The organism is Flectobacillus longus, from assembly GCF_030056705.1.
Taxonomy (GTDB): Bacteria; Bacteroidota; Bacteroidia; order Cytophagales; family Spirosomataceae; genus Flectobacillus; species Flectobacillus longus.
Genome location: NZ_JASHIC010000028.1, coordinates 82648 through 105747 on the forward strand (window position 1 = coordinate 82648; position 23100 = coordinate 105747).

19 protein-coding genes are annotated in these 23100 nt (G+C 37.3%); 11 read left to right on the forward strand and 8 right to left on the reverse strand.

Features of this window, described 5'->3' with window-relative positions:
• Positions 1-132: 132 nt before the first annotated feature.
• Both QM491_RS20055 and QM491_RS20060 read left to right on the forward strand, forming a co-directional pair.
• Positions 133-525: a DUF3299 domain-containing protein gene (locus QM491_RS20055; protein ID WP_283329333.1), complete on the forward strand. Its 393-nt coding sequence runs from the start codon at positions 133-135 to the stop codon at positions 523-525.
• 344 nt (positions 526-869) lie between these two features.
• Entirely contained in the window at positions 870-2438 is a 1569-nt protein-coding gene (locus tag QM491_RS20060) for a glycerol-3-phosphate dehydrogenase/oxidase (RefSeq protein WP_283329309.1), read from the forward strand.
• A 153-nt stretch (positions 2439-2591) separates the two neighbouring features.
• On the opposite strand, the gene QM491_RS20065 is transcribed toward QM491_RS20060, so the two are convergent.
• The gene (locus QM491_RS20065) at positions 2592-4919 is read right to left on the reverse strand and encodes a TonB-dependent receptor (RefSeq protein ID WP_283329310.1); all 2328 of its coding nucleotides are present in this window, start codon (positions 4917-4919) and stop codon (positions 2592-2594) included.
• A gap of 375 nt (positions 4920-5294) precedes the next feature.
• Here QM491_RS20065 and QM491_RS20070 point away from each other — a divergent pair, with 375 nt between their 5' ends.
• From QM491_RS20070 to QM491_RS20080, 3 genes are all read left to right on the forward strand, one after another.
• Entirely contained in the window at positions 5295-5807 is a 513-nt protein-coding gene (locus tag QM491_RS20070; protein WP_283329311.1) for an RNA polymerase sigma factor, read from the forward strand.
• Positions 5808-6283: 476 nt separating this feature from the next.
• Positions 6284-7753, forward strand: coding sequence for a bifunctional phytoene desaturase/3,4-desaturase (crtID, locus tag QM491_RS20075; RefSeq protein ID WP_283329312.1), 1470 nt, complete (start codon positions 6284-6286; stop codon positions 7751-7753).
• 100 nt (positions 7754-7853) lie between these two features.
• Positions 7854-8690, forward strand: coding sequence for a phytoene/squalene synthase family protein (locus QM491_RS20080; protein ID WP_283329313.1), 837 nt, complete (start codon positions 7854-7856; stop codon positions 8688-8690).
• Positions 8691-8956: 266 nt separating this feature from the next.
• On the opposite strand, the gene QM491_RS20085 is transcribed toward QM491_RS20080, so the two are convergent.
• A complete protein-coding gene (locus QM491_RS20085) occupies positions 8957-10267 on the reverse strand; it encodes an Nramp family divalent metal transporter (RefSeq protein WP_283329314.1) in 1311 nt (436 codons plus the stop codon).
• Between the two features lie 467 nt (positions 10268-10734).
• Between QM491_RS20085 and QM491_RS20090 the strand changes: the two genes are divergently transcribed.
• A complete protein-coding gene (locus QM491_RS20090) occupies positions 10735-11403 on the forward strand; it encodes a metal-dependent transcriptional regulator (RefSeq protein ID WP_283329315.1) in 669 nt (222 codons plus the stop codon).
• 148 nt (positions 11404-11551) lie between these two features.
• On the opposite strand, the gene eutC is transcribed toward QM491_RS20090, so the two are convergent.
• The 4 genes from eutC to QM491_RS20110 form a co-directional block, all read right to left on the reverse strand.
• A complete protein-coding gene (gene eutC / locus QM491_RS20095; RefSeq protein ID WP_283329316.1) occupies positions 11552-12307 on the reverse strand; it encodes an ethanolamine ammonia-lyase subunit EutC in 756 nt (251 codons plus the stop codon).
• 222 nt (positions 12308-12529) lie between these two features.
• On the reverse strand, positions 12530-13429 hold the full coding sequence (locus QM491_RS20100; RefSeq protein ID WP_283329317.1) for a YitT family protein: 900 nt from the start codon (positions 13427-13429) through the stop codon (positions 12530-12532).
• Positions 13392-13658, reverse strand: coding sequence for a hypothetical protein (locus tag QM491_RS20105; RefSeq protein WP_283329318.1), 267 nt, complete (start codon positions 13656-13658; stop codon positions 13392-13394). Before QM491_RS20105 ends, QM491_RS20100 begins: the two co-directional genes overlap by 38 nt.
• Before the next feature lie 347 nt (positions 13659-14005).
• Positions 14006-15373 carry an ethanolamine ammonia-lyase subunit EutB gene (locus QM491_RS20110; protein ID WP_283329319.1) on the reverse strand — a complete coding sequence of 456 codons (1368 nt, stop codon included), beginning with the start codon at positions 15371-15373 and terminating at the stop codon, positions 14006-14008.
• 255 nt (positions 15374-15628) lie between these two features.
• Between QM491_RS20110 and QM491_RS20115 the strand changes: the two genes are divergently transcribed.
• Positions 15629-16330, forward strand: coding sequence for a molybdopterin-dependent oxidoreductase (locus tag QM491_RS20115; protein ID WP_283329320.1), 702 nt, complete (start codon positions 15629-15631; stop codon positions 16328-16330).
• 216 nt (positions 16331-16546) lie between these two features.
• On the opposite strand, the gene QM491_RS20120 is transcribed toward QM491_RS20115, so the two are convergent.
• Both QM491_RS20120 and QM491_RS20125 read right to left on the reverse strand, forming a co-directional pair.
• Positions 16547-17461 (reverse strand): PfkB family carbohydrate kinase, encoded by a 915-nt coding sequence (locus QM491_RS20120; RefSeq protein ID WP_283329321.1) that lies wholly within the window; start codon positions 17459-17461, stop codon positions 16547-16549.
• 90 nt (positions 17462-17551) lie between these two features.
• Positions 17552-18727 (reverse strand): hypothetical protein, encoded by a 1176-nt coding sequence (locus QM491_RS20125; RefSeq protein WP_283329322.1) that lies wholly within the window; start codon positions 18725-18727, stop codon positions 17552-17554.
• A 207-nt stretch (positions 18728-18934) separates the two neighbouring features.
• Between QM491_RS20125 and QM491_RS20130 the strand changes: the two genes are divergently transcribed.
• From QM491_RS20130 to QM491_RS20145, 4 genes are all read left to right on the forward strand, one after another.
• On the forward strand, positions 18935-19315 hold the full coding sequence (locus QM491_RS20130) for a HEPN domain-containing protein (protein ID WP_283329323.1): 381 nt from the start codon (positions 18935-18937) through the stop codon (positions 19313-19315).
• Between the two features lie 165 nt (positions 19316-19480).
• Positions 19481-20971, forward strand: coding sequence for a cysteine--tRNA ligase (gene cysS, locus QM491_RS20135; protein WP_283329324.1), 1491 nt, complete (start codon positions 19481-19483; stop codon positions 20969-20971).
• A gap of 186 nt (positions 20972-21157) precedes the next feature.
• Positions 21158-21937 (forward strand): rhomboid family intramembrane serine protease, encoded by a 780-nt coding sequence (locus QM491_RS20140; RefSeq protein ID WP_283329325.1) that lies wholly within the window; start codon positions 21158-21160, stop codon positions 21935-21937.
• Positions 21938-22116: 179 nt separating this feature from the next.
• Positions 22117-23028 (forward strand): rhomboid family intramembrane serine protease, encoded by a 912-nt coding sequence (locus QM491_RS20145; RefSeq protein ID WP_283329326.1) that lies wholly within the window; start codon positions 22117-22119, stop codon positions 23026-23028.
• Positions 23029-23100 lie beyond the last annotated feature (72 nt).

Here is a 23100-nt window from a genome sequence, read left to right on the forward strand (position 1 = left end):
GCAAACTTGAATTTACGATTTCAACACTAAAAACTAAATTTTGTATCAATGAAAAAGAGCTTTCTATCTTTTGTATTTGCTAGCTTATTAATCAGCACGAGCGTCTTGGCTCATGAACATCCTGCATTGCGCATGGTAGCACCAGGCGAAAAACTGACATGGGAAATTTTGAAGGATGTAGTATTCAAAAAGAAATGGTACCCACAAGAATCTATTTATATGTTGTATCCAACCTTTGGACCTTCTATCAAAAAGCTAGAACATAAAGAGGTTACCATCAAAGGATATGTGATTCCTGTAGATGCCGCTACCAACGTGTATGTCTTGTCGGCATTCCCTTATAGCCAATGTTTCTTTTGTGGTGGTGCTGGCCCTGAATCTGTAATGTCTTTGAAACCTAAAAAAGGAGGTTCTAAGAAATATAAAACAGACGAGATGCACACTTTTACAGGTAAATTGAAACTGAATGCAGATGATATTTACGAAATGAATTATATTCTCGAAGACGCTGACTTAGTAGAATAAGAGTAGTACAAAATCTATATAAAAAAGTCTCGCTAGTTTAGCGGGACTTTTTTTTTGCCACTATACTGTTTTATACAATACTGTCTAAAGAATAAATACCATACAGAATTGTAACAAATGTTTGGGAAAAAAAGCTAGTTTTTGACTTCTTCGTGAACTTATCAAGATTTATAACTATTTTTTAAGTAGCTTGTTTATTTATAGTACTTTATACTCAAAACAATCTCAATGACTTTTTCTTTTGAAAGGCATGTAAGAGATTGTCAAATTCAGACGATTTTCTAATAATAATTTTCCCATATTGAAGTACTCTGCTTCTTTATATCCCTAATCAAATTTATAAAATGAATAGAAATTCTCAACTCCAAAAACTACGTCAAACCGAGCAATTTGATCTATGTATCATAGGAGCAGGTGCTACAGGGGCAGGTATTGCCCTCGATGCAGTATTGAGAGGTTTGAAAGTGGTAATTATCGATAAAAATGATTTTGCTTCGCAAACTTCTTCCAAATCAACCAAACTTATTCATGGAGGTGTTCGATATTTGGAGCAAGCAGTGAAAAAACTGGATTGGGAACAATATAAGATGGTAAAAAAGGCATTGAAAGAGCGTGAGATTTTGTTGAAAAATGCCCCACATCTTTCTCGTCCTTTAGCTTTGCTAACACCGTGTTTTAGTTTTATCGAAAGTATCTATTATACCATCGGACTCAAAATGTATGAGTGGATTGCTGGTTCGCAAAATATCTCATCGAGCGAGAGACTTTCGAAAAAAGAGGCTTTGGAATTAATACCTGAGCTAAAGAAAAAGCGTTTGAACTCGGCGGTGTTATATTATGATGGACAGCTCGATGATGCTCGTTACTGTTTAGCCCTGATGCAAACAGCGGTAGAAAAGGGTGCTTTGGCATTCAATTATGTACAGGCAAATAAGTTTGTCAAAAATGAAGATACTGGACGCATCAAAACGCTTCTTGCAAAAGATTTGCTATCAGGTGACGAAATTCAAATCCATGCGAAAGCATTTATCAATGCCACTGGTCCATTTGCCGATCATATTCGTAAAATGGCCAATAGCAAAATGAAACCACGTATCAAAGTAAGCCGTGGAGCACATATTGTTTTGCCTAAAAAGTATCTTCAAGGTGATGCGGCTATCCTAGTTCCTAAAACCGATGATGGTCGTGTCATCTTTATGATTCCTTGGCAAGACCACCTTTTGGTAGGTACAACAGACGAAGAAGACCAATTGAGCGAAAATCCTAAACTAGAGGATTACGAACGTACGTATCTGATTGATTATGTAAATCGATATCTGGAAACGCCTGTGACAGAAAAAGATGTTACTTCGGGTTTTGCGGGACAACGTCCTTTGTTGGAGGCCAAGCTTCATACAGCACTGGATTCTGAAACTAAATCGCTTGTGCGTGACCATGAGGTAGAAATAGATAAGCGTTCGAAATTGGTTAGTATCATGGGTGGAAAGTGGACAACCTACCGCTTGATGGCGAAAGATACAGTGGATATGGTACAAGAAAATGTACTTAAACAGCCTGTTGTGGAATGCTCTACCGATAAGCAAATATTATTTGGAGGTGAGGGTTATCAGTTTGATGATTGGAAAGTGCTAGTAAATAAATACCAAGTTTCGACTGAAGTTGCACAGCATTTAATGAAAAAATATGGTAACAATGCAGGAAAAGTCCTTGAGTTATCTAATGAAGATACCGATCTCAAAAGCCTATTAGTAGTAGGTCATCCGTTTATCAAAGCTGAAGTAGTGTATGCAGTACGTCACGAAATGGCTTGTACAAAAGAAGATGTCCTTTTCAGAAGACTAGGACTTGCACTCAGAGATGCCGACGCCGCAGCCAAAGCAGAGTGGTATGTGGAGGAGGTATTAAAAGGTTAAGGGTTCTTTAGAGTGAACAGGCACAGAGGCACAAAGTGTTTTTAGGGTATAGGGGTGAGGGTATAGGGTTTAGTTTTTTCGAAAAAAGTTGAAAAAGTGAGCAGATAGGATGTGGAAGCGTTTTGCCCTAACCCCTAACCCCTAACCCCTATTTTAAAATCTATACTGCACTCTCAACGAAATATTTCTTCCCATTTCGTCGGTAAAATATCTGAAGCGATTCATATAGTCACGATAAGATTTGTTGAGCAGATTACTTACACCCAGACCAAAGGTGAAATTTTTGTAAGGATACGACGCATTCATACTCCACAAACTATAGCCAGCAGGAGGTGCCAAGAAATCGCTATTGGCTTCTACACGAGTTTGACGAGCTACTAATAAATTGGTTAGACTCACGTAAGCCTGATTTTTCCCAAAAGTATAACGCAGACTACTCTCCAAACGGTCGGCAGGAATATTGACCATATAAACATCGTTGCGAGTATCTTTAGCTCTCACCATTGAGTATTTTTCAGTAATGGTAAAATGTTTTGAAATCAAATATTTGACAGATGCATCTATACCTGCAAAACGAGCGTCCACCTGCGTGTAATCAAAAGCTGGAAAAGCACCTCTTACCGACAATACCGTTTGAATCTCGCCATTTTCTACACGAGGTTTTAGGTAAATAAAGTCGTTGATTAAGTTCAAATACGGACTAATCTCCCATGCCCACTTGCTTCCAGAGTATTCGGCAGAAACCGAAAAGTTATGAGCTACTTCAGGCTGTAGATTGATATTGCCTTTTTCGTAAGCTGCTGCACCATGGTGTACTCCATTAGAGAACAGTTCATTCATATTGGGTGCACGCCAAGCAATAGCAGCATTTCCTTTAATCGATAATGACTCCGAACTATTCCATGCAAAGCCAATTGTTGAGGAGGCATTATTAAAAGTAAAAGAATAATTGAAAAGTTTGCTAGAGGCATCTAATCCATAAGCATCAGAAGAACGAATATCATAACGCAAACCACCTTCGAGTTCCCAGCGATTTTTAACCCAACGTTCAATCAAAAAGATTCCTCCACTTTTAGTCTGATAGTTTGGAATTAATACGGTATTGATAAGCGGTTTGGTGAGTTCGTATGAAGAAGAAAGGTTTTCCTGATACATACCACTTGCGCCAACTGTACCACTTAGTGTGTTCCAAAGTGGTTTGTGGTCGAGCAATAGCTCTGCTTGGTAAGTCGTGAGTTTAAAATTGAGGGTATTCAATGTACGATTTCCTCTTGGTACATCATATTCCAAACGCCAGTCATATTGACGAGAGAGAGTCAGTTGCCACTTTCCAAGATTTTCACTTACTAAAAAGGATTTTACCTTAAAGAGATTATGTGCTAAATCCTGATTAGGACGATTGATAGTATAACTCGCCGAAGTAGGCGTGTAGTCACTATTGGGCCGCGAACTATTAATGGCAGAGAGTAAGTCTGTAATATTGCCGATATGCGAACCAGAAAAAATTCCTAATTGAGTATCAAAGTAGCTAAAATAGGCTTCTGTACCCCAGTGAGAGGTATTATAACCAACAGTAGCCGAAAAATTTCGTTCTTGAATACCCGTATTGGCTAAATAATAATCGGCAGTTTTGATGTCGGCACCTCTTTTGTAAGTGCCTTGCAAACGCCAAGCCCATCCTTTTTTCTTCGGCAAACCTCCTTCAATAATTCCAGAGGCAATCCCTTGTTGACCATTCGAAAAGCCTACCAAATTGGCTTCTCCATGAATCGCTGCCGAATCGGGTAGAGGATTAGGTTCTACCATAATAACGCCAGCAATGGCATCAGAACCATAGCGAACACCCGCAGCCCCTTTGATAACGGTGAGTTTTTGTGCCATAAATGGGTCAATTTCTGGGGCATGCTCGCTACCCCACTGTTGTCCTTCCTGACGAATTCCGTTATTAAGAATCAATACGCGATTTGAGTGCATCCCATGAATCACAGGTTTGGCAATACTACTGCCTGTTTGTAAGGTAGTTACTCCTGTTGCGGCTTTGAGGGCTTCGCCAAGACTTTGTCCACGAGTTTCGGCGAGGTCGCTACCTTCGATGACTGATTTGGCTTTGGTCTGGTTTTCAGTTTTTTTTCCTGAAACTACTACCTCTTGCAAGTGCTCATCGTCATTGGCAAGGGTGAGTTCTTTCGAATGCTCTTGAGTTAAGTTAATAGGAACTTCTATCTTTTGAAAACCTACCGCTTGGCAAACCAAGATATAAGCGCCTTGGCAAAGTTTAGGAAATTGATACTCACCTTTGGCATCGGTGAATGCCGCATATTTTGTGCCTTTCAGATACACTACTGCCCCAGGAATAGGGTTATGTGCATTAGCTTCGTGTACTACGCCTTTGAGTGTACAATTGCAGTTGGTTGAGTTTTGTGCAATAGTGTTCAACCCAAACTTGAGTAATACCGTAAGTATAAAAAAAAGTTTTTTCACGTTTGTCGATAATTGTTGGTAAACAAAGGTAATAATTGAAGTCTAATAATTGCAACAAAGTTGCAATTAAAGAGGTTCTGAAATTTGGATATTTTCAAGGAGAGGAGGGGATTTTGTTTAACTTTTTGAGGGTATAAACTTAAACAAAGTGATTTGTTTAACAAAATTGACACATTGTTAAACTTTTTTATAAATATTTGAACTTTTTTAAACAAATATGAAACTTATATTTTTTTGATAAATACTTGATTTAAGCCCTATTGGCTATTAATTCTAATTTAATTTTAATGTAAAATTTATTCTAAAAAGTTTTGAAGTTTGTTTAATGTTGTCATATATTTGTTAAACAAATCAACAAATAAACTCAACACGATTATGACTGCTATTGAATTTTCATTCCACATAGGTAGAGTTTCAAAGTCATTGAAACCGTTTGCTATGAAGTTGACTAGAGATTACGAAGATGCAAATGATTTGTTACAGGACACTTTGTTGAAGGCATTCACCAACAGAGATAAATATACAGAAGGTACCAACTTGAAGGCGTGGTTATACACCATTATGAAAAATACTTTTATTACGAATTATCAAAAAATGGTTCGTAAAAATACCTTCATTGATACTTCTGATAACTTGCATTATATCAACTCTTTAGAATCAAGTACCGACAACAGTGCAGCAAGCTCTTTTGCTCTTAACGACATAGAAAATGCCGTTAAATCGCTAGATGAAGCCTATCGTATGCCTTTTATCATGTATTTCAGAGGTTTTAAATATCATGAAATCGCCGACAAATTGAATATTCCAATCGGTACCGTTAAGAACCGTATTCATATAGCCAGAAAGGAATTAAAAGATAAGCTTCACATGTATGCTTATTGGAATTAAGGCTTAAACGTTGTAACTTGGTGCCTAAAATTAATTAGGACAAGTCGTTCTAGCTGGAGTTACACTTCATCAACACCAAAAGTATTGACTCCAAAAACGACAATTGTGAAATAATTGATTAGTTTTTTGGTTAACAGAAGAAAGTTGCAAAGGGTCGAGCACTTGCTCGACTTTTTTGTTTTTGTTTAATTTTTAAAAACTAAACCTTTTACAAAACAATCTTTAGGCTTCTCGGTTTATTACAGTATAAAGTTTCTATTCATAAGATTTCTCAATACCATTTTACAAGAATTGCACAGTGTAACAAAATTCCTACGTAGATTTAGACGTAAAAGGTAAAATAGCATCGTATTGCATTAGTTTGCTTAGACACTTTCTTTCTCAATCACTCTTAAGAACTTTAACTACCTAAAAGTATCTATCTCAAAACCACAAACAGAATAATTGCTGATTTGGATACTTAAACAAAACTATACATGAAAAAAGTAATTGTAATTGGAGCGGGATTTTCGGGTTTAGCTGCCGCAACTGGCTTGGCCGATAAAGGTTATGACGTTACGATTCTAGAAAAAAATGGCATGGCGGGTGGTCGTGCAAGAGTTTTTGAGGCAGAGGGTTTTACATTTGATATGGGTCCAAGTTGGTATTGGATGCCCGATATTTTTGACAACTATTTTGCGAAATTCAATAAAAAAACTTCTGATTATTATGATTTAGTGCGTCTTGATCCTTCGTATGCTGTGATTTTGGAGGGAAATGAGACTATAGCATTACCTGCTGGAGTCGATAAACTTGAAGCACTTTTTGAAGAAATGGAGTCTGGTAGTGGTGCAAAGTTTAGAGAGTTTTTGCGACAAGCCGAATATAAATATGAAGTAGGTATCAATCAATTTGTGTGGAAACCCTCACGTAGTATTTCAGAATTTGTAAGTGTAAAATTATTATACGATGTAGTTCGATTAGACGTGTTTCAGTCTTTTGCCAAACATATTCGTAAGTTTTTTACGGATGACAAAATCTTGAAACTGATGGAGTTCCCTATTTTGTTTTTAGGAGCAACACCCGAAAATACTCCAGCCATGTATAGCTTGATGAACTACGCCGAAATGCAATTAGGCACATGGTACCCGATGGGAGGTATGCACAAAATTGTACAAGGAATGGTGGCATTGGCAGAAGAGAAAGGCGTAAAAATACTTTATAATCAAGAAGTTGAAAAAGTAGTGATAAACAATGGCATAGCCAAACAAGTTATTACTAATCAAGGTACTTTTGATACCGATGCAGTGGTGGCGAGTGCCGACTATCATCATGTTGAAGATAAGATTTTAGGACAAAATTATCGAAACTACGATGAAGAGTATTGGGATAAACGAGTGATGGCTCCATCGTCTTTATTGTTTTATTTGGGGGTCAATAAGCGTATTCCAAAGTTGTTACACCATAATTTATTTTTTGACGAAGATTTCACTCTTCATGCTCACGAAATTTATACTGAACCCAAATGGCCTTCAAAGCCCTTATTTTATGCTTCGGCACCATCAGTAACAGATAGTAGCGTAGCGCCAGAGGGTTGTGAAAATATTTTCTTGTTGATTCCTGTAGCACCAGATTTGGAAGATACAGAGGAAATGAGAGAAAAATATTACAATATTTTGATGGAGCGTCTTGAAAAATATTGCGGTACCTCGATTCGAGATGCCGTGGTGTATAAAAGAAGTTATGCGCATCATGATTTCAAACAAGATTATCATGCTTTCAAAGGTAACGCGTATGGTTTGGCAAATACCCTAATGCAAACGGCTTTGTTGAAGCCAACTTTGAAAAGTAAGAAAATACAGAACTTTTATTATACAGGTCAGTTGACAGTTCCAGGTCCTGGAGTTCCTCCTTCGCTGATTTCGGGCTTATTAGTAGCGAACGAATTGGATAAGGAGATGAGATAGAAAAATCACCCAACCACATACTTACTAAACATTACTAAATCACTTTTAAACCTTTAACGGCAAAAAGGCTTTGGCTTTGATGCAATGATGCTTTAAGGACATGATGGATTTGTATAACACCACGACTTTCGAATGTAGTAAACTCATCACTGAGTATTACAGTACATCGTTTACGCTGGGTATCAAAACGCTCGATAAGCGTTTTCATTTCCCTATTTATGCGGTTTATGGCTTTGTGCGCTATGCCGATGAGATTGTGGATACGTTCCATGGTTTTGATAAGAAAACATTGCTCAATACTTTTAGAACAGATACTTTCAAAGCTATTGAAGATAAGATTAGCTTGAATCCTGTCATACATTCGTTTCAAATGGTGGTAAATGAATATCAAATCGAACATGATTTGATTAAGGCATTTTTGCACTCCATGGAAATGGATTTGTATCAGTCAGAATACAACCAAGTAGGCTATGAAGAGTATATCTACGGCTCGGCAGAGGTAGTAGGTTTGATGTGTTTAAGAGTATTTTGTGAAGGTAACGATGAAATGTATCAAGCTTTGAAAGATGATGCTAGAAGACTAGGTTCGGCTTTTCAAAAGGTAAATTTCTTGCGTGATATTAAATCGGATTTTCAAGAAAGAGGTAGAACCTATTTCCCTAATGTGGACTTTACCAATTTTACCCTAACCGATAAACAACAGATAGAAGAAGATATTCAGGCCGATTTTGATGCAGCCTACAGAGGTATTATGAATTTGCCCAAAGGTGCCAAAGCAGGAGTGTATTTAGCCTATAAATATTACCTTCGCTTATTTGATAAAATAAAAGGCTGTCCAGCCTCAAAAATTCAAAACGAAAGAATTAGAGTGCCTGATTTTCAGAAGGTTGCTTTGCTTGCAAAAACTTATTTTCAGTTTAGGTTAAATGTGCTTTAATGATTTGGGTATAAAGTATTTCTAATTGAGTGGTTGAGTGATTATTACCATTCTAGATGCTATGTCTTGCATTTCAAACTAATTTTAGCAATAGAATGATTCCCAATCCGTTCATGAAAAAAGGCGGTCGAAAATTGTTTTTCGACCGCCTTTTTTCATACTAAAATTGAAGATGATATATCTTCAGACGCAAAGCATTACGTCTCGACTACGGAATACACATTTTACATTAATCGCACAACCACTCATTCACTCAATAACCTTCATTACATCAATGTATCCCAAAGCAAGTACATGTTGAATACAATAATAATAATCGATACGACCCATGAGGTGATTTGTACCAATTTCGAGTTAGCAAATTCTCCCATTTTCTTCTTAGAACTTGTAAACATCACAAGGGGAACTACCGCAAAACTCAACTGAAGCGATAGTATTACCTGACTCAACACCAATAACTCTCCCGTTCCTTTTTCTCCGTAAATCAAGGTTACAATCAATGCTGGAATGACTGCTAGTAAACGAGTAATTAAACGACGTAACCAAGGTTTTAAGTGCAGATTCAAAAATCCTTCCATCACAATTTGTCCAGCTAAGGTACCTGTCAGAGTAGAATTTTGTCCTGATGCTAATAAGGCTACGGCAAAACAAATACCTGCCATTTTTACGCCTAATACAGGATCGAGCAAGTGATAGGCATCATGTATATCTGCAACTTGTTGGTTACCTGAAGTATGAAAAGCTGCTGCCGATACAATCAGAATGGCGGCATTGATAAAAAAAGCAAATCCTAATGAAATGGTAGAATCAATCGTAGCAAATGTGATAGCGGAACGTTTTCCTTCAGACGATTTTTCAAAATCACGTGTTTGCACAATACTTGAATGCAAGTACAAATTGTGTGGCATGACCGTAGCACCCAAAATCCCAATGGCCACATATAGCATATCAGGATTTAAAATGATTTCTTTTTTCGGAACAAGATTGCCTACAATTTGAGAAAATGAAGGATGTGAAACGGCTATTTCGTAAGAAAAGCAAAGGAAAATCATGAATATCAAAGCTGCTACAACACATTCCAACATTCTGAACCCTTTGTTTTGGAAATATAGCAATACCAATACATCTAATACCGTCACCACAACTCCAACGCTCAGAGGCATTCCGAATAGCAAATTTAAAGCAATGGCTGAGCCAATTACCTCGGCTAAGTCGCAAGCGGCAATAGCAATTTCGCAAAGCAACCAAAGGGCAATCACAACGGGTCTTGAATAGGCATCACGACATGCTTGGGCAAGGTCTTTGCCTGTAGCAATTCCTAACTTGAGCGATAAATGTTGTAAAAGCATCGCAAACAAGTTAGAAATGAGAATCACAGAAAGAAGGGTATATCCAAATTTAGAGCCACCAGCTATGTCAGTAGCCCAGTTACCTGGGTCCATATAGCCAACGGCAACCATTAAGCCTGGTCCTGTAAAAGCCCAAAGTTTTCGCCAGAATGAACCCGTTTTGGGTACATCTATCGAGGCATATACTTCAGGTAGAGAAGGTGTTATTTGTTCATTTTTCCAACTCATAGTTTTGGTAATATTAGGTTTTAATCTTTGAGAGTGCATTTGGATTGAGAGAGTTGCTAATTTTTAGTTTTAAATCACCAAAAGCTAGTCACTAAATTTGCTCAATCAATTTATTCTTTTGTGCTTCAATAAAGCTGATTCTTGTTTTAAACATTCTGCTAAGAGCTCATTCTAGACTTTGAGCTACAAGCTTTTACTAAATGCTTAACAAACTTAAAATGTATTTTCTATAATTCAAAACAAATTTTTAGATTAGTCTAAAATTTACTTTTGTTCAAGTAAAAAATTACCTTTGTATAAATTAAAAGCATAGCTAAAGGCTTAGTTTACTGAAAGAAGTATTTGTATTTCGTAAATCAACTAATCGCATCTGTGTTCTAGATTCTAAAATATTGTTATTTGATAACTACTCACTTCTTTTGGAAACGCATCAACGAACCCCCAAAAAGAAGTCTAACTATAAAATCATGCAAATCACTTCGTTCACAGAAGAAAACTACCTGAAAATTATTTATAAACTTTCTGCCGAAACCGATGCAGATATTAGTACTAATGCCGTAGCTGAACTCACACAGACTAAAGCGGCATCGGTATCAGATATGCTTCGTAAATTGTCAGAAAAGCATTTGGTTAATTATCAAAAATATCAAGGGGTACGTTTGACCGAAGCTGGCGAGCAGGTAGCGCTCAAGGTGATTCGCAAGCATCGTTTGTGGGAAGTGTTTTTGGTAGAAAAATTAGGGTTCAATTGGGACGAGGTGCATGATATTGCCGAGCAGTTAGAACATATAGATTCAGAAGAATTAGTTGAAAAATTAGACGAGTTTTTAGAGCATCCTAAGTTTGACCCACATGGTGACCCTATTCCAGACCCAAATGGTAGAATGCCGAAACTGACTTATCAAAATCTATCAGAAGTCAAGCAAGGAGAGCGAGTGTTGATGATGGGGGTTTCGGAGCACTCTTCTGCATTTTTGCAATATGTCGCTAAATTAGGAATAAGTCTAGGTTCGGAATTGTACATTTTAGAAATCAATGATTTTGATAAGTCTTTATCTGTACAAATAGCCCAAGCAAATCCACAATTTATGAGTCATGAAGTAGCTAAAAATCTTTTGGTGAAGGTGGTAAAATAAAAATATGAGATATTCAGAATTGAGTGATTTAGTGGTTGAGTGATTATTTTTATTAGAATTTTACTGGTAGAGACTCAATATTTTGCGTCTTTACTGATAGAATATAATTTTTTAACATAATCGCTCATTCACTCAACCACTGAATCACTCAATATAAAAGCTTCCCTTGCATCTCGTCTTTTAAATTTACTCCGCTGATTTGTTGAGTCTTCATTTCGGTTAGTAAATAGAGGATTTTTTCGATAGCAGCAGGATAGTTCAATCCTTCAGGACGAATATTAGACACACAGTTTCTTCTTTCGTCAGTAATTCCCACACTCGGCTGATAAGTCAAATAGGCTCCCATACTATCTGGTGAGCTCAGTCCGGGGCGCTCGCCAATTAAAATAAGCACTATTTCTGCCTTGAATGCGCTGGCAATTTCATCAGCTACAGCAACTCTACCCTGTTCTACCAAAGCAATAGGAGCAATACGCCAATTATGTTGAATCAACACATTCAACAAACCATTCACAACAGGAATTGCGTGGGTATTTACAGCATTGGCTGATAATCCATCAGCCACGACAATAGCAATATCTTGAGGTGTATCAACCATATCTTTTAGGGCTTGTTTGGAAGACTCAGACAACTGTCGTCCCCAATCTGGGCGTTGTAAATATTGAGCACGGGAACTAGCTTTGCTTTGTAATACAACCGTCTCGTGTAAAATCCTGTCTTGTATATTTTGAATATCTAAAGAAGAATGTACAGCATCACGAGCTTGAGCATGGTCAGCCTGAAACTGGAGGAGTTCTTTGGTGGGTAAGCTATGCCCAGCACGTCCGCGAGCGATACGAGCAGAGGTATAGCTTTGCAAAAAATCCCAAATATCAGTCTGAACCAGTTGTTTTTCTGTTGTCATAATTCATTTAGTGATTTGTGAATGAGAGAATCAGTGAATAAAGCTTCAATAAATTTAGGTTATTTATATTTGAGGATTGAATTTCACAAGTAGCACTTACTTTTTTAGTTAGATTTTGTGAAAAATAAAGGTATCTTTCTATGTTTCCGAAACCAGAAATTTCAAATCTTCAATAGTTTGAAAAGTTCCTGCCACTCAATCACAAATCACTAACTCACTCAATTAATGCAATGGTAATTTCTTAATCATACCGCCTTTTACGTCGTTGAGACTTTGCTGTACTACAAAAGCCGTAGGGTCAATATTTTCGATTTCGTTGGTAAGTTTCTGGATTTCCAAACGAGTCAATACCGTATAGACAACATCCAAGTCTTCATCTTTACGACCTCTTTTACCAAAACCTCTTTTTGCTTTAAAAATCGTAACACCTCTGCCTAATTGTTCAATAATCATTACTCGAATTTCTTCGCTTTTTTCAGAAATAATAGTCACGCCTGTGTATTCCTCAATACCATGAATCAAAAAGTCAATCGTTTTTGAAGCCGACAAATAAGTAAGCATGGCATACAAAGCTGTTTCGATGTTGATTAAAAAGGCTGCAACTGAGAAAATCAATACGTTGATAATAATAATGACGTCACCTACTGATAAAACTGTTTTACGGCTAATGTACAAAGCTAATACCTCAGTTCCATCCAATACACCACCACCTCGGATAGACATACCAATGCCTGCGCCCAAAAAGAAACCGCCAAATATGGCAATCAAGAGTTTGTCGGAAGTAACTAGTGGGATTTCGATAAAAGCAATACAAACTGCCAATCCGACAATTCCCATGAGAGTTTTGATGGCAAAAAACTTGGATACTTGGCTATATGCCAAAAATATAAATGGAAGGTTTACGATAATAATCAAGTAAGGAAGAGGAATATCAGTTGTGATATTAATCAACAAAGACATACCCATTACGCCCCCATCCAAAAAACTATTGGGGAGTAAAAATCCTTTGAGACCAATTCCTGCGAGTAATACACCTAAGGCAATCAGAGAAACGTTCTTGACGCTTTGTGCAGGGTTATATTCATTAATGCCTAGGGTTTTGAGGAGAATCTTTTGTACCATTGTAGATGTGAATAGGGTTTTTACAGTTTCCTTTATGCGTTAAGCTCGCATATCCGTGTGTATGTTCGAGTCTAAGATATTCGCATCCATCAATCACTACTATGGTGTATTCGGGAACGGACTCTTTTATTTTTTTGACATTCTCTAAAGATTTCTCTTGAATTTTATCACAACTCAAAATAGCGATACTAAACAGCACAAGAAGACTTTTTGAAATGACAGTTTTCATACAATTAACGGGTTTGTAGGTTGCCTAACGTATATTGACAACACTGATTTGGAAAGAATGACTCCGTAATTAGACCTATTCTAATAGTATTCTAATATAAGAAAAAGCTAAAAGTTACTAGCGTAACCGTTATTGGAAAGTGTTTATAATCAGAATAATATTATCAACATAAATGAACATACTACATGAAATTGCATTAATACGCTTTAAGCGGTAAGCCGTAGGCATTAGGTAAAAAAGCTTCACTTATTTCCTGAGAAATACCTTTTAACTTTTAGCCTAGGGCATAAAGCCTAGAGCTTAAAGCGGGTAAAATTCTTTTAATTTTGCCCACTAACTTAAGATATTTATTGCTGTAAAAGACGGTGTTCGCTAGTAACATCTTTTAGTCTAAAACGCTCGTCTACGATATTCATTTTGAGTAGCCATTCTTCAAACTCAGGAGCTGGTTTTAGTCCTAATAAATGACGAATATAGAGAGCATCGTGAAATGATGTACTTTGGTAATGTAACATTACATCGTCTGCGCCAGGTACACCCATAATAAAATTACAGCCTGCTGTACCAAGCAATGTTAGTAATGTATCCATATCGTCTTGGTCGGCTTCAGCGTGGTTGGTATAACATACGTCCACACCCATTGGTAAGCCCAATAATTTGGCACAAAAATGATCTTCCAAGCCCGCTCGAATGATTTGTTTTCCATCAAATAAATACTCAGGACCAATAAACCCCACTACTGTATTTACTAACAAAGGATTGAAATGGCGCGCTACTGCATAAGCTCGTGTTTCACAAGTTTGTTGGTCGAGCCCCCAATGAGCATTGGCCGATAAGGCTGAGCCTTGCCCTGTTTCAAAATACATAAGGTTGTTGCCAATTGTACCACGGTTGAGAGATAAGCCTGCTTCATACCCCTCTCTTAGTATGTCTAGATTCACACCAAAAGAAGTGTTAGTTGCTTCGGTACCTCCAATAGATTGAAATACCAAATCAATAGGAGCGCCTCTTTCTATGGCTTTTATGGTAGTGGTGATATGACTCAAAATACAGGTTTGAATAGGAATCTCAAATTTTTGACGGACACTATCCAACATCGTTACCAATTGAATTACCGTTGGAACGCTATCTGTGGCTGGGTTAATGCCTATCACAGCGTCGCCATTTCCATAAAATAAGCCATCAATCATGCTAGCGGCTATGCCACGATAATCGTCGGTAGGGTGATTGGGTTGTAAACGAGTCGAAAAACGCCCTTTTAAGCCAATGGTATTTCTAAACTTAGTAATCACACTACATTTGGATGCCACATTAATTAAATCTTGTACACGCATCAACTTAGATACCGCTGCCGCCATTTCTGGTGTGATACCTTTACTTATTTGTTGTAAAACTTCTGTTGTAGTATTTTCAGATAAAAGAAAGTTTCGAAAATCGCCCACCGTCAAATGACTGATAGGAGAGAAGGCCGCCAAATCGTGTGTATCGATAATCAGACGAGTAACTTCATCTTTTTCGTAAGGAACAAGTGCTTCGTTGAGAAAAACCTTCAAAGGAACTTCTGCCAATGCCATTTGTGCTGCCACTCTTTCTTCGGCACTATTGGCAGCTACACCAGCTAGTTCATCGCCCGACCTTTTGGGGGTAGCTTTTGCCATAAGCGTTTTGAGGTCGGCAAATTGATAGGTTTTGTATTTAATCGTTTGTTGAAACATATCGTAAGACTATCGTGACTTAAAGGAAGAGATTATTAAAAAGGAAGTTAAGGACATATTGCTTTTCTTTTTGACTTAATTTAAAAACTTTTTGAGTTTGATTCTGTTTTTCAATTGAATAAATTTATCCTCGAAGAGCTGATTAGGAATCTAATCATAAATTTTTCTGTATTGTAAAGACATTATGGCATTTTTAGCTTACAGCCTACAGCAGGTATTTACTCAACTACTTCTTACTTATAGCCAACAAAGCGTATGACAGGCGAACAAAATCCTGAAAAATTAGATAAAATCATTGAAGCGAGAATGAAGCTTAAAGCTCGTTTTGAAGAAAAAATGAAGGAAACTCCATCCATGGCTGATCCTAATCCAATGGGACGCGGACCAATCAATCGCCATGGAATGCCTCAAACTCCCATAGGACAAACTATCACGCAAAAGTGGCCTGTGCTTGACTTGGGTTATCATCCACAGATTCCGATGGATAAGTGGCGATTAATTATTGATGGTGAAGTAGAAAACCCTGTGGTGTTGAAATGGGAAGACTTTTTGGCACTTCCCCAAACTGACGATATTTCTGATTTTCATTGTGTAACCACTTGGTCAAAACTAGATATGTCTTGGAGTGGTGTGCGTTTGATGGACTTGGCAGCGTTGGTGCAACCAAAAGAAACTGCCACACATTTGATGTGTTATGGTTATGATACCTATACCACCAACGTATCCTTGGAGGAGGCACTCAAACCCGATGTGATGCTTGTGCATACTGTCGAAGGCGAGCCTTTACCTCTCGAACATGGAGGTCCCTTGCGTATGATTACACCACAATTGTATGCGTGGAAGGGCTCAAAATGGATTAAAAGAATCGAATTTCTATCTGCTAATAAACTAGGTTTTTGGGAAGAAAGAGGATATTCAAATACAGCTTATCCTTGGCGAAATGATAGATATAGTTAAGAGAGATAAATGATAATGAGTCGTTATTATAACTTGAGTCATCCCGAACTTTAGGATTGGGATTATTCTTCAAGTTTTTATCAAAAAAGCGGTCGGAAAATATTTTCCGACCGCTTTTTTGAGACTCCCATACTAGATTATGACTCGGTTTAATCAAATTCATATTAAAAATAATCACTCAATTAGGGATGACTCATGTTGATAGTATGATAGTTTCTACACTTCAAAACCAGCCAACTCTTTGAACTCTTGTACGCGTGACAAAAGTTCTTCATACGTTAAGTCGATTAAGCGTTCTGTACCGAATTTCTCTACACAGAATGACGCCATAGCTGAGCCATAAACGATTGCACGCTTCATATTTTCGAAACTAATATCATCCGTCTTAGCAAGATAACCAATAAATCCTCCTACAAAAGTATCGCCTGCACCAGTTGGATCAAATACCTCTTCTAATGGAAGTGCAGGACAGAAGAATAGTTTATCTCCTTGGAAAAGCAATGCGCCATGTTCACCTTTCTTGATAATCAAGGTTTTTGGTCCCATGCCTAAAATTTTCTTAGCAGCAACACGTAGAGAATATTCACCAGACAACTGACGAGCTTCTTCGTCATTGATACACAATACATCAATCATCTGAAGAACAGCTTTCAAATCATCCATAGCAATGTCCATCCAGAAGTTCATGGTATCCATGACAATCAGTTTCGGACGATTAGCCAAGCGCTCGATTACTGTTTTTTGTACCGCAGGCGTCAAGTTACCCAACATCAAATACTCACAGTCTTGGTATTCTGCTGGAACAATTGGGTCAAAATTAGCCAACACGTTCAACTCCGTTACCAAGGTATCTCTAGAGTTCATATTGTTATGATAACGACCCGCCCAGAAGAAAGACTTTTCTCCTTGTTTGATTTGAAGACCAGTAGTATCAATTCCTTTGTTTTGTAGTAATTCGATATATTCTTGAGGAAAATCCTCACCTACTACAGCTACAAGGTTTACGGGTGTCTTGAAATATGAAGATGACAAAGAAATGAATGTTCCTGCGCCACCAATAATTTTATCTGTCTTTCCAAAAGGCGTCTCGATAGCATCAAACGCTACCGAACCAATAGCTAATAAACTCATTTAGTTTTTGTTATAGTTGAATAATTGGCAAAGATACAAAATACTCTGCAAACCAGAGAGTTCTCAAAACAGGAAACCTCTATTTTGAGATTAACCCACACGCGGACAGCGCTTGAATGGTTTTTCTCGATCAAACAAGTAACGATAAGTAATATATTGTTTGTCGAGTGTTGTACCCAACTGAGACACAAAGCGATTCATTTTGGGATTGAAATCGCCAACCCAGTTCATATCAATAGTTTCATACTGGAAAAAAGGGTCTTTTATTCCTTCCAAACGAAGTTTCATCGCAATAGCAGACTCCACACCTTTTCCTTGATAATCAGGTACTACGCCAAAAATCAAACCACAAGTACGGGTCACAACACCTTTCCAAAGTAAAAGCATAAACTTGATTTTTTCCCAAATCCCAAATTTTCCATTCAAGTGTTTGATAATTTGATTTAAATCTGGGATAACGATAAAAAAGGCAATAGGTCTGTCACCATCATAAGCAAACCATATCAATTGTTCGTCGATAATAGGCTTCATCTGAACAACTAAGCTTTGAGCCTGCTCCTCGGTCATAGCTTTTACTCCTGGGAATTTTGCCCATGCTTCGTTATAAATGGCACGAAAATCTTCTCCAAACTGGGGCAATTCACGTTTCTTGATATGCTTAAAAGTAATATCAGGATTGGCAAAAACACGATAGGCTTTGTCCATGACGCTTTGGGTAGTCTTTGAGGTCAAAATACCCGCCGAATATACATATTGTTGAAAATAGTCTTTGAAACCATAATCCTCAAAATACTGGATATAATATTGCTTAGTCCAAGGCATTTTGTAGGTTGGTTCATAATTCCAACCTTTTATCATTAAGCCCCAAAAAGAGTCACGTTCCCCAAAGTTGATGGGTCCATCCATAGCTTCCATCCCACGGCTGGCAAGCCATTGTTTACAGGTATCAAATAACAAAAAAGCAGCTTCTTGGTTTTCGATACATTCAAAAAATCCCATTCCACCCGTAGGCTGCTCTTCGCTTTTAGCGGTTTCGTGATTAATAAAAGCAGCTACACGTCCTATGGTTTCTCCTTTATCACTTTGTAAAATCCAACGAGTACACTCTCCGTGTTTAAAATGCTTATTTTTAGCAGGATTAAAGGTATTTTCTATATCTTGGTCAAGAGGACGAATCCAGTTAGTATCTTGGGCATATAATCTTACTGGAAACTCCAAAAACTCTTTTTGAAGTTTTTTATCATTAGCAACTTCTAAAATCCTCATCTGTTTGGTTGTTGATTAAAAGTTTTGGGCGAAAAAATCCTTCAAAGATAGTCTTTTTTACGTTATTTGATTGGACAGATTCGGTACATGCTCAAGCTAGCATTATAGATTGCTATATTTTTATGAGGCCTTCTATTGAAATACATCATACCGAAAGCCAATAAGTTTTATTAGTTTTGTGTCATAAATATTATCGGAAAGCTCAAGATGAAAAATTATATACTCAGAGCAGAAGACGAAATTGAAAGTGCCAAATTTCTGTATCAGAATGACTTTTATCGAGGTACTCTCAATCACTGCTACTATGCTTGTACATGGCTTATGCGTGGACTTTTGGCAGAAAGAGGTATCATAATCAAAATATTAGATTCTGCGTTCTCGTTTTTCGAAGAATATATCATCAAAAGCGAGCCTGTACCCAATAGCATACAGCAGTTTATCAAAATGCTCGTTCAAGAATATCAAGTACTTCAAAAGGATATTGCTGGGGATTTTATGGCAGATGAAATTTTGTCATATATCGAAAAAACGGAAGACTTTTTGTACTTCGTAAAAGACCAAGCCGATTTAGCCGAGCGAAGTAATTAGTTTGTGTATCAATTTCAATGTGTTATACTCTTATGAACTTTAACCTTACCGAACTTAGTGCTTATTTTCGATGTTGCCTCTGATACATTGCTTTTCCAGAAACAACCTTTAATTTCAATATGATGCCATCATCAAGATGGCACAATAGGATAATCAACCAATCAGATGCAATCATTAAAAATATATAATACCCTCACTAGAGAAAAAGAACTCTTCCAGCCTATCAATGCACCCCATGTGGGAATGTACGTTTGTGGACCCACAGTTTACAATTATGTACACCTTGGTAATGTTAGAACCTTTACGACTTTTGATACCCTTTATCGTTATTTGACACATATTGGCTATAAAGTTCGTTATGTTCGCAATATTACCGACGTTGGTCACTTAGTAGGAGATGGCGATGAGGGCGAAGACAAAATTGGGAAAATGGCGAAGTTAGAAAAACTAGAGCCAATGGAAATTGTACAACGTTATACCAACGATTTTCATAATGTATTGACCCAATTCAATCTATTACCCCCAAGTATTGAGCCATCTGCAACAGGGCATATTGTTGAGCAAATCGAAACAACGAAGACCTTAATCGAAAAAGAGTTGGCTTACGAGTCAAATGGTTCTGTGTATTTTGACATTGCTAAATATAACCAACAAGGTGGTGAATATGGCAAATTGTCAGGTCGTGTGATTGAAGACCTTTTGGTTGAAACTCGTGATTTGGATGGTGTGGGCGAAAAACACAATCCTTTAGACTTTGCTTTATGGAAAAAAGCCGCACCTGAACATATTATGCGCTGGCCTTCGCCTTGGGGTGATGGATTCCCAGGCTGGCACTTGGAGTGTACTTGCATGAGTACCAAATATTTGGGTGACACCTTCGATATTCATGGGGGTGGTATGGATTTAAAATTCCCACACCACGAATGCGAAATAGCACAAGCCAAAGGAAGTACTGGTGTAGACCCCGTAAGGTATTGGATGCACTCGAATATGCTAACGGTCAATGGTCAAAAAATGTCTAAATCTTTGGGGAACTCATTTTTGCCAGCCGAATTATTTGCAGGCTCACACCCATTGCTCGACCAAGCGTATTCGCCAATGACAGTTCGCTTCTTTATGTTGCAATCGCAATATAGAAGTACTCTAGATTTTTCTAACGATGCACTCAAGGCCGCTCAAAAAGGCTATAAGCGCTTGATGAATGGGCTAAGAATTATCAAAACGCTTAGCTATCAAGCAGACGAAAATGTTGCCTTAGACGAAAAACAAATTACTGAAGTCAAGAAAGGTATTCAAGGCTGTTATGATGGTCTCAATGATGACCTTAATACAGCAGTAGCGATTGCAGGTTTGTTTAACTTGTTGAAAAAAATCAATCAATTGTATATGGGACAAGTATTACCTGCACAATTGGGTGAAGAAGTTTTCAATGAATTTAAAGAAAAATTTGTAGCATTGACCGAAGACGTATTAGGCCTGAAAGAAGAGTCAAATGCGAACATAGATGCTTTTGCCAAAGGTATGCTGGCACTTTACGCAGAATATAAAGAGGCAAAGCAATACGATAAAGTAGACCAAATCAGAACTTATTTCAAGGCAAACGGACTTGTTATTAAGGATATGAAAACCAAAATTGATTGGGCTTACGAAGAGTAGAATCTTCAAGAAAGCGTTAGTTTATCAAAAATCTATTTAGATGATAAACTAACGCTTCTTGTTTTGGGTTATTGAATTATGCCTTCGAAGTATGAAATTTTACATATTTTGCCGTCTTTAAACGAACCTTAAAATTTTGCTAATTTATTAGCTACATAACTCTTATTTGGCACTATGAGAACCCCAATGCTAACTCCTATTGTCAGAACACTTATCGTTATTAACGTTATAGTGTTTATGGTACAAAGCTTTAATTCACATTACGACGATCAAATAACTTCATTATTTGGTTTGCACTATTTTACCTCCGAGCGGTTTAATCCTATTCAGTTTGTATCTTACATGTTTGTACATGGTGGCTTTATGCACTTGTTTAGTAACATGTTAGGTCTATTTTTTATGGGGCCGTTACTCGAAAGATATTGGGGCGAAAAGCGCTTTTTGGCTTTTTATTTCATTACTGGTATCGGAGCTGGACTTTTGTATATGGGAGTAAAATATTATGATTACTCTGTACTAGAAGAAGCAACAAGAGCATATATCTTGCATCCAGACTTGAGTATGTTTAATAAGTTTTTGGAGCAATTTTATCCAAGCGGTATTCCTAGCGAAGCCTACAGTTATGTACCAAGCTCAGGGCGAATTACTTTGCAGGACTCCATTATCATTGCTGAAGAAAGCTTGCGCGCAGTACTTAATACTCCCACAGTTGGAGCTTCTGGTGCCACCTTTGGTGTAATGGCAGGTTTTGCTATGTTATTCCCTAATACCGAGTTGATTGTTTTTCCAATACCAATTCCTATCAAAGCTAAATATTTAGTAGCTTTATATGCTTTATATGAATTTTATGGCGGAATACACAAAACGCCAGGAGATAATGTTGCCCATTTTGCGCATATTGGCGGAATGATTTTTGCCTTTATCCTAATAAAACTCTGGAGTAAAAATCGTAATAACTTTTATTAGTAAGACGAATAATAAATCATCGAGCAACAATTAGAAATTTTGGCTCGTTATTGATAAATTACAACATAATAAGCAGTGCAAGCTTGAAGATTGGTTTTAGCAAGTAAACATCAAGTTTTATAACAAATGCTTAGAATTAAATTGACCCGTATTAAATAGGTTTTGAAAAGATTATCACAATGAGTGGGATTTTGGATGATTTTAAAGATGCTTTCTCCAAGCGTAACAATGGATTAGTTCAGCTAATATGGCTGAATGTAGCTATCTATATCTTTACATTACTTTTATTTGTAACCTTTACCTTATTTTTTAAAGGCAGTAACCTATATTACACGCTACTTTCTTATGTAAGCCTTTCGCCAGAACCAACAATCTTGTTGTTTAGACCCTGGACGCTTCTTACATATTCCTTTTTGCATCACATCAATCCTATTGTGCATATATTTCCTAATATGCTCATGTTATATTGGTTTGGATCAATTCTTCAAGAGTATATCGGTAGTCGTAGGCTTATAGGTTTATATATTGTTGGTGCTATATTTGGTGCAGTTTTGGCGGTTTTGGCATTCAATTTTATTCCTTATTATCATCAAAATATAGTAAGAACTTCTATCATTGGTGCTTCTGGTAGTGTAATGGCAGTAGTATTTGCTGCTGCAACGTTAGCACCAGATTATTCCTTCTTTTTATTTTTGATAGGCTCTGTTCGAATCAAATACATTGCTTTTTTATTATTGATTATATCCTTGGCAGGGTCTATTGGGGCCAATGCAGGAGGAGAAATCGTACATTTGGGAGGAGCAATTTTTGGCTATATTTATATCAAGCAACTCAGAGCAGGAAGAGACTTTAGTGCTCCTATTGAGGCAGTCCTTGATTTTTTCGAAAAATTATTCAAACGGAAATCTGAACCCAAAATTCGTGTGGCTTATCGCCAAAAGGAGGCAAGCTATAGTAGCACAGCAAGCAGTCATTCGGGTTTTCCTGACGAAGAAGAAGTTGATGAAATACTAGATAAAATCTCACGTTCAGGCTACGAAAGTCTTACCAAAGAAGAAAAACAGAAGTTATTTAAAGCTTCTCAAAAATAAAAAAAATCTATCGCAAATTAGCGACGAAAAGGGGTTGTGCTTGAATACACACATCCCCTTTTTTATTTGCCC